Source organism: Mesorhizobium japonicum MAFF 303099 (assembly GCF_000009625.1).
Lineage (GTDB): Bacteria > Pseudomonadota > Alphaproteobacteria > Rhizobiales > Rhizobiaceae > Mesorhizobium > Mesorhizobium japonicum.
This window is the reverse complement of record NC_002678.2, coordinates 2,109,348-2,122,199: the sequence shown is the minus strand read 5'-3', so window position 1 is coordinate 2,122,199 and position 12,852 is coordinate 2,109,348. Positions and strand designations below refer to the sequence as shown.

The window sequence follows — 12,852 nt, the reverse complement described above, 5'->3', positions numbered from 1 at the left end:
CGAACCTGGGTCCTTTCCCCGCCTGGCGAGGGCAGGGACCCAAGTTCTGATAGGCCGCTCAGTTAAACCACAGCGCGAACGTCAAAAACCCGCCGCCGCCGAATTCGCGCTGGATCTGGTCGAAATCCTCGCTAGTCAGGATCCTGCCGCTTTCGAGATAGGGCGCGATGCCAGGGCCGGTGATCGACAGCACCAGGTCGAAAGGCTTCGGCTCGTCGAAGAAGCGCTTCATGTTGATGCCTTTGCCGGTGACGCGGAAATGCGGCAGCAGCGCGCGGCCTTCGAGCAGGTCCTCGGCCAGGCTCAAGGTGGCGAGCCAGGCCTGCACCTGCTCCTCGCCGACTTCGAGGCCGGTCAGCGGGTTCTCGCCCTTCTGCTGCGGCCCGGGCAGCCATTCGCGGTCATTGTCGGTCTCGGCGCGGATCGCTTTCCAGTCTTCGCGGGACAGCCGGATCATTTCGAGCAATTCCTGGCGTGCCGCCTTGCGGCGCTCCGGCTCGACCACCGGCCAGTTGATCATGTGCACCATCGAGATGAAATCGGCGATGCGCCATTCCGAGGAGAAGATGCTCGAGCCCATCTCGCTGGGCGGCGGCACGAGAATATCCTGCAATGGCAGCTTGGCGCGCGGGAACAGCATGTGGAAGGAGCCGTCGAAAGTACCTCTGAAATCATGCGCCAGCCAGAAATCGGCCTGCGCCATCAGGAACTCGGCATAGCCCTGCAGCCAATAGCCGTCGGCGCGGTCGAAACGGAAGGTCAGCACCGGTGCGGTATCGCCCTGCGAAATGCTGCCGTGCGACAGCGCGGCCATGATGGCCGCCATGCTTTCGTCCGGCGCGATCGTGCCGTCCTCGTTGAGGTCGATGCCGACATGGGTAAGGTCGATGACCATGCCGATATCGGCATCGGCCGGCACCGAACCCAGCGTCGCGGCGGATTTTGCCAGCCTGTCGCGGAAGGTGACCAATATGGCGCGGAACTCTTCGTAGGTCAGTGGCTCGGGATTGGGATTAGAGGGAACCGGCAGCTGCATCAGCGGCAGCATGAAGGATTGCGGGCTTTCGAAACCGTGACGGTGCAGGCCGCTGGCGAGCAGTTCAAGTGCGGTGAAGAATTCTCCGGCGCCGGCGGCATAGGCCGATGCCGGGTCTTTCGGTGCGGCCGCCTCCAGGGTCGACAGAGCGCTGTCGCGCGCGGCCACGGTCTTCGCATCGAAAAGCGCGGTTGCCGCTTCGGGCATAGCGGCGTGCGCCGAAGACAGCGGCACGAGCAGAATGAATGCGGATGCCAGCAGGCTTGAAAGTCGGTTCATCGTCTCCCCCGATATCTGTGTCGCGCGGAGCAAATATACACGTTTTGCGGCGTCGCGCCTGTCGGCATCGATGTGGCCGGGCGGGCCATGATCCAAGATGTGCGATTGTCGAAGGACACGCTTCAACCTGCTCGCCGGACCGTCTACACAAGGCAAACGATTGGGCGTCGCGTGTCGAATTATCCGCTTTCCTACAAACTGTCCTGGCTGCCGCGTTTTCTGAAGCCGTCACTTAGCGGCGATGCTTTGGGGTTTGCGCCGATGGCGGGGAGGTTGATGGAACCACCGCCAAGGCAGACGGTGCGGCTTGCCTTCATCGGCGATATCTCGGCGGTGGCCAACCGGCATGCGCCGGACTGCGATCCGGCAATCAAGGCACTGCTTGGCGCTGCCGATCTGGTGATCGGCAATTGCGAAAGCCCTGTCTTGGAGAGGCCGAGCGCGGTGCTCGGCACAAAGCTCGGCACGCATCATGCGATGAGCGAGCGGTTTCTGGCCGAGGCGCTGGCGGCGGTCGGTATCGCGCACGAAAAACTGGTGCTGTCGCTAGCCAACAATCATGTCCTCGATCAGGGCGTCGCCGGTCTCGACGAGACGGTGGCGGCGCTGAAGCGGCTCGGCATCCGCAGCATAGGCCTTGCCGCCGATGGCGCAGTGCAGCCGGTCAAAGTTCGGCTGTTGAATGTCGGCTTCGCCGCCTTCACGCTATGGCGCAATGCAGATGAGAGCCTGTTTGCCGGGCGTGTGTCGATGAGCAGCGATCTGGCCGGCTGGCCGCGCGGCTTCGATCTTCTTTGCGCGGTGCCGCATTGGGACTGGGAGTTCCGGCACTTTCCGCGGGCCGGGACGCGGGCATTGGCCAGGCGCCTGGCCGGGCAGGGTGTCCGGCTGATCGCCGGCCACCATGCGCATGTGATGCAGCCGGTGGAACGGATCGGCGAGACTGTCGTCGCCTATGGGCTCGGCGATCTCCTCGGCACCGCGCTCGCCCGCCAGCCATGGCCGGGGCGCATTGGCGGGATTTTTGTCGCGGATGTCAGTGCGGATGAGGGGTCGCGCGGTGCGATTGCGGCTTACCAGATGCATCCGTTCGTGCGGCTGCGGGACGGGGATCATGAGCGACTAGTGCCGGTGGAGGGGTTGGAGCGCCGTATGCGCGACAAGGTCGAGGGGCGGCTGGGCGCGATCTTTCGGCAGCACTGCACATGAAAGCAAGTGCATTACCATCGGACAGGTATGGCGCTGCCCCTCATCGCCCTGCCGGGCACTTCTCCCCGTATAGTACCGGGGAGAAGGACGCCGTTATCGATGGTTTCGCCAATTGCCAGCGTTGCAAGTGGAGCGCCGCCGGCACGGCTAACTCCCTTCTCCCCGTCACTATACGGGGAGAAGGTGCTGGCAGGCGGATGAGGGGCGGCGCCGACGTTTTCGGATAGGCACCGTCTCGCGGCAGCGTAGTCGATACGTGGCACAAAACCAGCTATCATGAACCTGTCGAGGCTTGCGGGGGGTGGCGGTGGAAGCAGCGGATTTCATGCCTGATGAGACTGTCATCGCCGGCATCCGGAAGAACATCGAGGCCTATGAGGCGGCGCGGGCCTCGGCGGTGCGGCAGGTCCGCTGGCGGGTGCCGCTGTTCGTCGGGCTGGTGCTGCTGGCCGTGGTGGTGATTGCCTGGCTGTTCAACAAGGTCGCCGATCCCCACGAGCAATGGTTCTCGACGCCGCATGTATTCCTCTATGTCATCGGCTTCGCGGCATCGATCCTGCTCTATTTCCAGGCCATGAAGCCGGCGACGCGGCTGCAGCAATCGTTCCGCGACACGCTGCTGCCCATCATCTTCGGCTTCATCAGGGATGTGCGCTACCAGCATGGCGGCAGGCCGAACTCGTTCGACCGGCTGCCGCGCGAGGCGGTCGGGCCCTTCAATCGACAAACGTTCGATGATGTCGTTTCCGGCGGCTACGAAGGGTTTCCGTTCGAGCTCTACGAAGCCGAACTGCGGGAAGGCACCGGCAAGGGCTCATCGACGGCCTTCAAAGGCGTCATCGTCGCCTTCGAAGCCGTCGCGCCGTTCCCGGGGATTTTGGTTGCGACGCGGCGGACCAATGCGGTCGTCGGCTTTTTCCGCGGCCTGTTCGGGTCCAAACTGCAGGAGCTATCGTCGGGCGAGCCATTGCTCGACGCGGCCTACGAATTCCGCACCGACAATGTCGAGGCGGCTCGGCCGCTGGTGACCGGTCGGCTGGCGCAGGCCTTGAAATGGCTCGGCGAAACCTGGCCGGACGATCCCGCCCGCGTCGCGCTCAACGGCGGCGACGGGTTCCTGTTGCTGCCGCAGGCGAAGAATTTCTTCGAGCTGCCGGAGATTTCGGTGCCGCTCGATTACACCAGGCATGTCGCGCCGATGATCTCCGACATGGGCGCCATGCTGGCGACGGCGGCGCTGGTACGCAAGATCGGGGCGACGGACGAGATCGGTTGATCGGATCCCGCCGTCAGCAGTCGAAGCCATATTGTTCGCGCGCGGTGTCTGCTTCTTCTTTGGACATTTTCTTGAACATCACGCAGACGGTGAAGCTGCCAACTTGACGCCCACCGCTTCTATAGCCCCAGTCGGAAATGTCGTCCCTGTTGAATTCTATGGTCTGCCCAAGGACGACATTGCGAACTTCCTCCGGCTGGTTCGCCAGGATGCCGACAAAGCCGGTCTCGGTGCGGCTGAACGGTGTGACCCAGAAATGTTCGGTGACGTTTCCATCCCGCACCTTAACCTTCAGTTTGAACCTGTCTGTCCCAGGGGGAGGAGCCTCGGACAAGGCTAGGAATTCATCCAGTCTGGCTAGCGCCTTGGCGGTAGCCAGAGCCATATCGGGATCGTCGGGAGTAAAGATCACCGTTTTGTCGTCGCCCGGACCCACGCCTTGCGCGCCGGCCAATCCCGGAGCAAACGCCAGCATCAGGGATATCATGGTCCGGACTGCAAGTTTCATCGTGGCTCCCCCGTCGCGACGGTTGAAATCATCGCGCATTCATTTCGAATTTGCAACCAGAGCGCGAGTTTTATCCACCTTTTGAGATGTCGGTTGAGCTGATCCATGAAACAAAACTTGTATCAATCGAAGATCAGCAGGCTGTTGCGTGATGCAATCCGGGGCGGATTATGGCGGCTGCGTGATGACCGGAAGGCGCCCGCCGCAATCGGCTAAACGACTCTTTTTGTGGACGAACAGCGCGCGTCGACGCAAACGATACGGCTGGAAATTGCGCCAGCCGCAAGCAATGTGTCAGAATTAAGCCTATGATTTCCTTTGCAAAAAGTCACTCAACGTGATTTGCGGCCAGCAGGCTTTCAGGCCCAGTGTCGGCTCGTTCGGTGCTGTCGTTGCCCAAAGCGGCAGCCCGGAAAGTGAAACAGCACGGAGTGCTATCGATGAAGAAGACCCTCGCAACCACAGTCGCTCTGCTCGCCTTCCTCGGTACGGCCTACGCCGCGTCCGTTCAGGGCACCATCCAGGCGGTCGATCCGACGACCAAGTCAATTACGCTCGACGACGGCAAGATCTACCAGCTGTCGCCGGAAGCGAAGATCGGCAAACTGAAGGTCGGCGCCAAGGTGGCGGTAACCGTCGATGACAAGACCGGCATGGTGACGTCGATCAAGAAGGCTTCGTAGACACGAGCGCCATGCGTCGGCAGACCTGCTGACCGAATTTTTCAGACCCTGCTCCAATCCTGGCCGGTTCCTTCGGGGATCGGCCATTTTCATGCTCCTGTTCGCTGATCGCCGAGCCACTGAGGTGGCGGATCGCTGCCCCGGCAGCCCCCTATGGTTTTTGCCGAAGAGCCGCGCTATCCCTTGACCAATGGGGGATTTGCATGGCTGACGAACAGAAGGGGTTTCGCCTGTCGCGCCGGCTGGTGCTCGGCGCGGCTGTCGTCGGCGGCGCGGTGCTGTGGGGCGGAACCACCATGGCGCGGCTGGCGCGCGGGCCTTCAGGGCCGAAGAATGCCGGGCGCATCGCCGACATCGATGGCATTGCCCTGCCGCTGAAACCGATTGCCAGTCCGCCAGCCTTTGACCCCTCGCTGCCCTGGTCGGCCAAGGGCGGCGACATCAACGACGCCAGCGGCCTGTCGCGGACGCCGGTCTATGGCGTGGTCGAGGTCAGCGAGGAGCACCATATCGCCAAGGCGTTGGCCTTTGCCCGCGCCAACGGGCTGAAAGTGTCGCTGGCGGCCATCCGCCATTCGATGGGCGGGCATGCCTTCGACGACAATGCGCTGGTGCTCGATCTCAAGAAATTCAACAAGGTCACTGTGGATGCCGCGGCCAAGACCATGACGCTGCAGCCCGGCGCGCGCTGGCACGACATCCAGAACCTGCTGCATCCGCGCTTCGCGGTGAAGGCGATGCAATCGACCGATATCTTCTCCGTCGGCGGCTCGCTGTCGGTCAATGCACATGGCATGGACCACCAGGCGGGTTCGGTGGCCGGCTCGATCCGCTCGATGCGGGTGATGCTTGCCGACGGGTCGGTGACGACCTGCTCGGCCACGGAGAACAGCGAGCTGTTCCGCCACGTCGTCGGCGGCTACGGCCTGTTCGGCGTGGTGCTGGAGGCGACACTCGACATCGTCGACAACGCCGTCTACCGCACCTCGCGCGAAATCATCAAATCGGACGATTTCCCGAAGTTCTTCGCCGAGGTGCTGGAGCCGAACAAGGATATCGGCCTGTTCTACGGCCATCTGTCGACGGCGCCGGGTAATTTCCTCGAGGACATGATCGTCTATCGCTACGACAAGGTGGCCGAAGAGCCGCCCGCCGACCAGCCCGATATCGGCGAACCCGGCTCAGTCGGGCTGAAGCGGGTGATCATCAATCTGGCGAAATGGGGCAGCGTGTTCCAGGAGCTGAAGTGGTTCACCGAAAAGACGCTGGAACCGAAATTCGAGAACTGCACGGTGGCGCGCACGGCAGCCATGGCGCAGGGCGAGGCCTGCCTCGTCACCCGCAACAACCCGATGCACGATTCGGTGCCGTATCTGTTCAACGATCTGAACGACGAGACCGACATCCTGCACGAATATTTCATTCCACGTGCGGCCTATGTCGAGTTCATCACCGAAGCGCGCGAGATCCTGCGCAATCAATCCCTGCCGGTGCTCAACGCCTCGGTGCGCATCGTCCACAAGGAGGATGTGGCGCTGACCTACGCGCCGGAGCCGGCCTATTCGCTGGTGCTCTACATCAACCAGCCGACCGATGCAGACGGCAACGCGAAGATGCGGGCGCTGACGCGGGCGCTGATCGACGTGACGATCAAGCATGGCGGGCGCTTCTTCCTGCCCTACCAGCTGCACTACACGGCCAAGGAGTTGCAGGCCTCCTATCCCGAACTGCCGGCCTTCCTGGCGGCGAAACGGCACTATGACCCTACGGAACTGTTTTCCTCGACCTTCTACCGTGGCATCAAGGCGCTGAGCGGGGTTGCATAAGCAGGAGAATAGTCGATGCGCATGGTGTCAGCGGCAGCCCTCACTCTCATCGCGCTGTGCGCTGGACCGGCCGGAGCCGAGGATCTCAAGGCCTTCAAGCTGACCATCGACGGCGTGGCGGTCGATATCGATCCCGGTGAGAGCACGACCATTACGCTGCCCGGCGGCAAGCAGAGCAAGGTGACGCTCGAGCGCAACGACTTCGCCACCTTTTCCGGCGACAGTTTCTCCTTCGTCCATCCGAGCGGCATTTCGGTGACCAAGACCGATCTCGGCGAGAACATCACGCAATATCTGATGGCTTCGGCGCTCGGCACGATTGTCGTGGTGCAGGAATATGGCAAGATGAACCCGGTGTCGCTCAACCAGCTGATGCTGCAGGAGATGACCAGGGAATCGGTGCAGGCCGGCGCCGAACTGACGCAGCAGCCGACGACGCGCAAGCTCGCCGACGGTAAGGAGCTGACCGGCATCCGCGCCGAGGTGAAGACGCGCACCGACACCGCGTATTTCGAGATCGTCGGCTACGGCCTCTCCGATCAGGGGCTGTTGTTCGTCACGCGCGTCGGCAGCGAGGACCTGGCCACCGAACAGCCGCTGATCGACAAGTTTTGGGAGAGCCTGAAGGTCAAGATGTAGGGGGCTGGGGCAGTGTCTCAGTTTGGATTTCGGCTGTGGGTCGAAAGGCGCCTCGTCTATTGGCATATTCTCGAGAACGAATTGCACAGCATTGGTGCGCTATGAATCGAATGACCAAACGGGAATCAGAGATAGGTGAATAGCTCTCAAATGGAGAAATATCTCTGGGCCTCGGCCTTATATTATGTCGTGGTTGCAGTTGGGTTTGTGGTTATTTTTATCTTAATCAACGGAATCGGAATTGGAATCTTTTGGGGTCTGTTTGCGCTATTTGGATATTTGGCGCTTGTCATATCCCTCAAGATATGGCGACTGAGACGGCATCCGCGAAGCGCCTATCAAGTCGAATTGACCAAACGGAGACTGGGCGACTGACACCGTTGGATAGAACCCGCCGGCAGGCCTTCGATCGTGTGTCATACGTCCGCAGCAGGTCGTGAGCCGAGACGCTAGCGGACTACAGCCCCGTCGGCACCAGGCCGGCCAGCCAGTTCACCGAACGTTTTGCCGCATCGGCGGTCGCGGAAGCCGCGCGGCCAAGGTCGGTCTTGACCACGGCGTAGCCGTTCTTCGTGCGATAGAGCACGCCGGTTCCGCCATCGACCACCTGTTCGTAGGCGACGGGCCGGGCGGCGTCCGCGTCGACGGTCGTCGTCGGCGAGCCGACCGGCACGCTCGGCCGATGGCTCAGTTCCGGCGGCAACGGGCTTTGCGTCCGCACGACCCTGCTGGCGGGCTTCAGTTCGGGGCGGGATGCGGTGGCGGCCAGTTGCGAGGAGGACGACGAACCCTTGGTGCGGCAGATGCCGGACACCAGCGGATAGTCGAAATTGCGCTGGTGCAGGATCTGGGTCTTCATCGCGGCTTCGCACTCGGCGATAGTCGACCACTTGGCCGGCGTCTCGCCGATATATTCGCACAGCTTTGCGTCACAGTCGCAGCCGACAATGGTCATGGCGACAAGGGCGGTCTTGATCACGGTCTTGTCCCTTCGAGATGCCCCCCGGCAGCGCATTCAGGTATGTCGCCCGTCAGGCAACATGCACCATTCCATCGCGCGCGAACAAGGCGGGATTTGGCCGCGATTGTGGAATGAGCATGGCGGCGCGCGCTTATCGAGCGGCCGGCAAGGTCCGTTTGAGGAAATTGCCGATCAGCCGCACCACATCGTGCGGGCGCTCGACCTGAGGGATGTGGTTGACGCCATCGAGAACGGCCAGCTCGGCATGCGCAAACAGCGAGGCGATCTCTTCGCCCTGCGCGAGGGGCGTGGTTGAATCGTCTCGTCCCCAGATGACGAGAACGGGCGGCGTGAAGGCGCGGTAATTCGCCTTGTCGGCGGCAAGCGATTTGCGCTCGTCATGGTAGAGCCCGCTGACCAGCCAATGGCCAACGGCATTGGTGGTGCCCTTGACGTTCAAAGGGCGCGTGTAGATCGCAATGCGCTCCGCCGTGACGAGATCGTCGTTTTCAACGAATTTGCGCAGGCCAGGGCCGGTCATCAGCGGATTGGTGAAGGTCGACGCGGTCAGCAACTGGCGCGGCCAGTCCCTGTCGAGCAGGGATGCCAACGGCAAGGCCGGTGCCTCGGTCTGGCCGAGGCCAATGGCGACATCGAGCAGGATCAGCGAGTCGATGCGAGCCGGGGCCGAGAAGGCGGCTTCGATCACGCCGCCGCCGCCATAGGAGTGGACACCGACGCTGAAATGGCGCAGGCCGAGAGCGTCGGCGAAACCGAGGACGCGTTTTGCGTGGGCGGCGCGCGAATAATCCTGGTCGGCCGGTCTTTGCGAATAGCCAAAGGGAGGCATGTCGGGCGCTATGACGCGAAAGCCCTGTTCTCCCAACGGCGCGGCGATATCGCGGTATGTCTCGGCCCAGGAGGCGGTGCCGTGGAACAGGAGCAGCGGCGGTCCGTCCAGGGGTCCCCAGACCTGATAGTGTATCTTCAGGCCATCCACTGTGGCAAACAGCGCTCCCGCCGGGGCTGCCTCCTCGGGCGACCGGTTCTCTCGCAGCGCCGCCGCGCCGCGAAAGCCAGCAAGCACGACCACAATGAGCACGACCAGCGTGACCGCGAGCCAGCCGACGATGCGGATCAACCGACGCATTTCCAGGCCATCGTCTCAATAGTCATAGACGTGTTCGAGCCTGGCGCCTGACTTGATCAGAGCCGGCAGCACGAGATGCAGCTTGCGTACGGCCACGACCATGCCGGTGCGGCGCGTCGAAGGATCGGCCGGCAGCGGATAGCTGAAGAGGATGCGCATGCCTTCGGGGACGGCGATCGAGTCGGTCGACAGCATGGTGACCATGATCTCGTCATTGCCGCCGATCTCGACGAAGGAGACGCCCTTGTCGATCAGCCGCGGGATCATGTCGGTGAAGACCTGATAGCGCTTGGTGACGAAGATGGTGCCGTCAGGACCCAGGTCGCGCTCCAGCAAGGTGTCGGGCTCGTTGCGGGTGGCTTCGCCGACCGGGCCCTTGGCCCAGACATGGACATCGAGGAAGGCCGGGTCGGAGGTGGCGGCGAGCGCCTTTTTGATCAGGTCGGCATAGCCCTGCTTGATGGTGTCGGCGAGGCCGAAGGCGAGCTTGCGTTCGCTGGTGCGGACGGAGCTGTCGCCCGGCGCCGGCTGCACGGCAAACAGGCCGGCGCGCTTTTCGGCATAGGCGAACTGGTACCACGGCACCTGGTCGAGGAAGGCGGCGTAGTCCGCCGCCACCTTGGCCTGGTAGATGTCGGCGGCGGTGCGTTTGGCCGATGTCGCCTCGGTGACGCGGCCGACCGTGTTCTCATAGGCCCATTGCAATATGTGCTCGATCGAGTGGCTGGTGCCGATGATGACCAGCATCTGGTGGTTGGCATAGTTGAACTTGTAGGGGGAACTGGCGCGGATCACGGTGGCGTAGTCCTGCCAGAAGCGGCCGACATAGGACCAATAGGGAAACCCGCTCGGCTGGTCCTTGGCGACGAAGCCGGCATATTCGCGCGCGGCGTAGACGATCGCCCATTCGGGATAGGTGAGGAAGGTCGATTCCTCCGGCCTTTGGTAGCCAGGGATTTCGGCACGGACCTTGTCGGCCAACGCCTTGGGCGGCGCGCCATCGGCAATGCCGGGCAGCGGCGTCTTGTCGAGCGACTGCGTCGTCAGAAAACCGTAGCTCAGCCCGACGATCGGGATGAGGATGATGATGACGATCAGCCAGACGATCGTCTTGATAATGCGCTTCAGCCAGCGGAACAGCAACATGGCCGGTCAGGCCGTGGCGAAGTGGTCGTGTATGCGCTTCGACAGCCAGAAGCCGACATAGACGGCGAAGCCGCCGATAACGAGATGCGGCAGGTTGGCGAAGAAGCGGGTGGGGAACTCGATGTCGTTGAGGGAGCGGAAACCGTTGATGAAGATGCCGGCATCGAGGCAGCCGGAGCCGGTGATCAGCCCGAGCACGCCGTCGAACAGATAGACCGATCCGAACAGCTTGAAATAGAACACCGCCTGGCGATGCGAGATGAAGGCGGCGGCCAGCGCCCAGACGCCGGAGAAGGCGTGCAGCAGGTCGTCATACCATTGCAGCGAGAACAGGCCGAACAGATTGCCGTTGGCATCGTTGAACGCCGGTATGTAGCCGATGGCGACGACGGCGAAGAACAGGAAAGCATAGGCAACGGCAAGCTTCTGGATCAGCGTCATGAAGTATCCCCCTCCAATTGCCGTCGAACGTTAGCCGATTTCGCCGCCGGTTGCAGCCCCAACCGGAAACACCGTAAAAATTGCGCGGGATAGGAAAACGACAGTCGGCGCTGGGATTTCTCCCAGCGCCTCCCTGTCAGATCAGGACACGGTCGCGGCAGCAACTTCCGCAAAGTCGTCGCGCCATGCCGGCCTTGATTTTGACGGTCCTGCCAGCCACCACCCCAAGGCAGTGTCCGTTCCAGACCACGCTGGTCTTGGCCCTTGCGGGCTTTGCCCTGCGTGCCATCGAAGGTTTTTGCCGTCCTTCATGGCAGCATCGGTCCGCCGTCGGCGTTGGCACGCTTTCCGCGGCCCCGTAGGTCTCGGCTACCGTCCCTCGAAACAGGCAAGCCTGTTCTCGCTTCGGGCCGTACGGGCCTCAGGAAATCCGCCTTTCACTTTCGCCTTTCGGCTTGGCGATCAGTGGCCGCCTGAGATGGGTTTAACGTACGCCGGGTAAGTGTCCTGGGGAATGGCCATGGGCCTGTGGATAGCGGGATTATCGGGGACCGTTTGGCGAGAGCCCAGGAACTTCAGTGCCCGCTGCCTTAGACAGCCTGCCCCTCTTTTCGATGTTGCAATCGACGGCGCCCCTTGCTCCGCCGGCGGGCGCGGGCTTCAATGCCGGCAAACGATCGAGCGTTCATGCTCGGCGCCGGGGAGGGTGCGTATTGAAAGTCGGGGTGGTTCTCAATCCGATAGCCGGTGGCGGCCGGCTGAAGCGGCATTGGCCTGAAGTCGCCGCCTCACTGAAAAAGCACTTCGGCGATTTCGAACTGCGCGAGACGCAGGCGGAGGGCGACGCCGAACGGTTGGCCATCGACCTCGCCGCCACCGGCTTCGACCTGGTGATCGCCGCCGGTGGCGACGGCACCGCCAGCGAAGTGGCCGACGGGCTGCTGCAGGCATTCGAGGAGAGCGGTAGGACGACCGAGCTTGGCCTGCTGCCATGCGGTACAGGCATCGATTTCGCACGCGGTCTTGGCCTGCCGAAAGCCGTGGACGCGACCTTGAAGCGGATCGCCGGGGCAGAGGGCCGCAAGGTCGATGCCGGCCGCATCTGCTATATCGACGACCATGGCGCACTGGCTAGCCGCCACTTCATCAACATCGCCAGCCTCGGCCTGTCGGGCGCCACCGATCGCGCCGTCAATGCCGACAAGCGAAAGGGCAAGATGTCGGCCAAGGCGCTGTTCCTGTGGCGCACCGTGGTCGAGTTCATCCGCTACCGCTTCCAGCATGTGCGGATCACCGTCGACGACGGCGCTCCGGTCGAGGCGCGCATGGCGCTGGTGGCGGTGGCCAACGGCAAGTTCTTCGGCGGCGGCATGATGATCGCGCCGGATGCCGAGCTCACCGACGGGCAATTCGACATCGTCATCCTGCGCGCGGCAGGTAAGCTGAAGCTGATCTGGGACATCCGCCTGCTCTATGGCGGCCGGCACCGCAACCATCCGGCAATCACCATCCTGCGCGGCAAGAAAGTGGTTGTCGAACCGCTCGACGATGTGGAAAAGAACGGCGCGCTGGTGGACATAGACGGTGAGTCGCCCGGGCGCATACCGGCGACCTTCGAGATCCTACCTGGCGCGCTGACGCTCAGATATTGAATCAAGGCGTTGCCAGATTGATTCAAGTCTTTTTGAAACTGAATCC

At 62.6% G+C, this 12,852-nt stretch carries 12 protein-coding genes; 6 read left to right on the top strand and 6 right to left on the bottom strand.

Annotation, left to right across the window (positions count from 1 at the left end; genetic code table 11):
* Window positions 1-58 precede the first annotated feature (58 nt).
* On the bottom strand, window positions 59-1,315 hold the full coding sequence (locus MAFF_RS11400; protein WP_010911060.1) for a hypothetical protein: 1,257 nt from the start codon (window positions 1,313-1,315) through the stop codon (window positions 59-61).
* Window positions 1,316-1,486: 171 nt separating this feature from the next.
* Here MAFF_RS11400 and MAFF_RS11395 point away from each other — a divergent pair, with 171 nt between their 5' ends.
* Both MAFF_RS11395 and MAFF_RS11390 read left to right on the top strand, forming a co-directional pair.
* Entirely contained in the window at window positions 1,487-2,524 is a 1,038-nt protein-coding gene (locus tag MAFF_RS11395) for a CapA family protein (protein ID WP_044548265.1), read from the top strand.
* A gap of 325 nt (window positions 2,525-2,849) precedes the next feature.
* Window positions 2,850-3,800: a hypothetical protein gene (locus tag MAFF_RS11390; RefSeq protein WP_244420777.1), complete on the top strand. Its 951-nt coding sequence runs from the start codon at window positions 2,850-2,852 to the stop codon at window positions 3,798-3,800.
* Between the two features lie 13 nt (window positions 3,801-3,813).
* Here the strand turns inward: MAFF_RS11390 and MAFF_RS11385 are convergent, their stop codons facing one another.
* Window positions 3,814-4,308 carry a YegJ family protein gene (locus MAFF_RS11385; protein ID WP_044550820.1) on the bottom strand — a complete coding sequence of 165 codons (495 nt, stop codon included), beginning with the start codon at window positions 4,306-4,308 and terminating at the stop codon, window positions 3,814-3,816.
* A 440-nt stretch (window positions 4,309-4,748) separates the two neighbouring features.
* Here MAFF_RS11385 and MAFF_RS11380 point away from each other — a divergent pair, with 440 nt between their 5' ends.
* The 3 genes from MAFF_RS11380 (at window position 4,749) to MAFF_RS11370 (ending at window position 7,456) form a co-directional block, all read left to right on the top strand.
* Window positions 4,749-4,991: a DUF1344 domain-containing protein gene (locus MAFF_RS11380; protein ID WP_032933679.1), complete on the top strand. Its 243-nt coding sequence runs from the start codon at window positions 4,749-4,751 to the stop codon at window positions 4,989-4,991.
* Between the two features lie 203 nt (window positions 4,992-5,194).
* Window positions 5,195-6,817: an FAD-binding oxidoreductase gene (locus MAFF_RS11375; RefSeq protein WP_044548264.1), complete on the top strand. Its 1,623-nt coding sequence runs from the start codon at window positions 5,195-5,197 to the stop codon at window positions 6,815-6,817.
* A 15-nt stretch (window positions 6,818-6,832) separates the two neighbouring features.
* Window positions 6,833-7,456 (top strand): hypothetical protein, encoded by a 624-nt coding sequence (locus tag MAFF_RS11370; protein WP_010911054.1) that lies wholly within the window; start codon window positions 6,833-6,835, stop codon window positions 7,454-7,456.
* Between the two features lie 457 nt (window positions 7,457-7,913).
* Here MAFF_RS11370 and MAFF_RS11360 read toward each other — a convergent pair whose 3' ends face one another.
* The 4 genes from MAFF_RS11360 to MAFF_RS11345 all read right to left on the bottom strand — a co-directional run bounded on the left by MAFF_RS11360 (window position 7,914) and on the right by MAFF_RS11345 (window position 11,154).
* The gene (locus tag MAFF_RS11360; protein WP_044548262.1) at window positions 7,914-8,435 is read right to left on the bottom strand and encodes a hypothetical protein; all 522 of its coding nucleotides are present in this window, start codon (window positions 8,433-8,435) and stop codon (window positions 7,914-7,916) included.
* A 133-nt stretch (window positions 8,436-8,568) separates the two neighbouring features.
* Complete coding sequence (locus MAFF_RS11355; protein ID WP_010911052.1) at window positions 8,569-9,567, bottom strand: alpha/beta fold hydrolase; 999 nt, start codon at window positions 9,565-9,567, stop codon at window positions 8,569-8,571.
* 15 nt (window positions 9,568-9,582) lie between these two features.
* A complete protein-coding gene (locus MAFF_RS11350) occupies window positions 9,583-10,713 on the bottom strand; it encodes a hypothetical protein (RefSeq protein WP_010911051.1) in 1,131 nt (376 codons plus the stop codon).
* A gap of 6 nt (window positions 10,714-10,719) precedes the next feature.
* Complete coding sequence (locus MAFF_RS11345) at window positions 10,720-11,154, bottom strand: membrane protein (protein WP_032931388.1); 435 nt, start codon at window positions 11,152-11,154, stop codon at window positions 10,720-10,722.
* Between the two features lie 713 nt (window positions 11,155-11,867).
* On the opposite strand from MAFF_RS11345, the gene MAFF_RS11340 reads away from it, so the two are divergent.
* Window positions 11,868-12,806 carry a diacylglycerol/lipid kinase family protein gene (locus MAFF_RS11340; protein WP_032931387.1) on the top strand — a complete coding sequence of 313 codons (939 nt, stop codon included), beginning with the start codon at window positions 11,868-11,870 and terminating at the stop codon, window positions 12,804-12,806.
* Window positions 12,807-12,852 lie beyond the last annotated feature (46 nt).

What these genes read in the sequence shown, in the direction of transcription:
- MAFF_RS11355 (WP_010911052.1), bottom strand. Translation starts at nt 9,567, where the DNA reads ATGCGTCGGTTGATCCGCATCGTCGGCTGGCTCGCGGTCACGCTGGTC.
- MAFF_RS11375 (WP_044548264.1), top strand. Translation starts at nt 5,195, where the DNA reads ATGGCTGACGAACAGAAGGGGTTTCGCCTGTCGCGCCGGCTGGTGCTC.
- MAFF_RS11370 (WP_010911054.1), top strand. Translation starts at nt 6,833, where the DNA reads ATGCGCATGGTGTCAGCGGCAGCCCTCACTCTCATCGCGCTGTGCGCT.
- MAFF_RS11385 (WP_044550820.1), bottom strand. Translation starts at nt 4,308, where the DNA reads ATGAAACTTGCAGTCCGGACCATGATATCCCTGATGCTGGCGTTTGCT.
- MAFF_RS11350 (WP_010911051.1), bottom strand. Translation starts at nt 10,713, where the DNA reads ATGTTGCTGTTCCGCTGGCTGAAGCGCATTATCAAGACGATCGTCTGG.
- MAFF_RS11345 (WP_032931388.1), bottom strand. Translation starts at nt 11,154, where the DNA reads ATGACGCTGATCCAGAAGCTTGCCGTTGCCTATGCTTTCCTGTTCTTC.
- MAFF_RS11380 (WP_032933679.1), top strand. Translation starts at nt 4,749, where the DNA reads ATGAAGAAGACCCTCGCAACCACAGTCGCTCTGCTCGCCTTCCTCGGT.
- MAFF_RS11390 (WP_244420777.1), top strand. Translation starts at nt 2,850, where the DNA reads ATGCCTGATGAGACTGTCATCGCCGGCATCCGGAAGAACATCGAGGCC.
- MAFF_RS11400 (WP_010911060.1), bottom strand. Translation starts at nt 1,315, where the DNA reads ATGAACCGACTTTCAAGCCTGCTGGCATCCGCATTCATTCTGCTCGTG.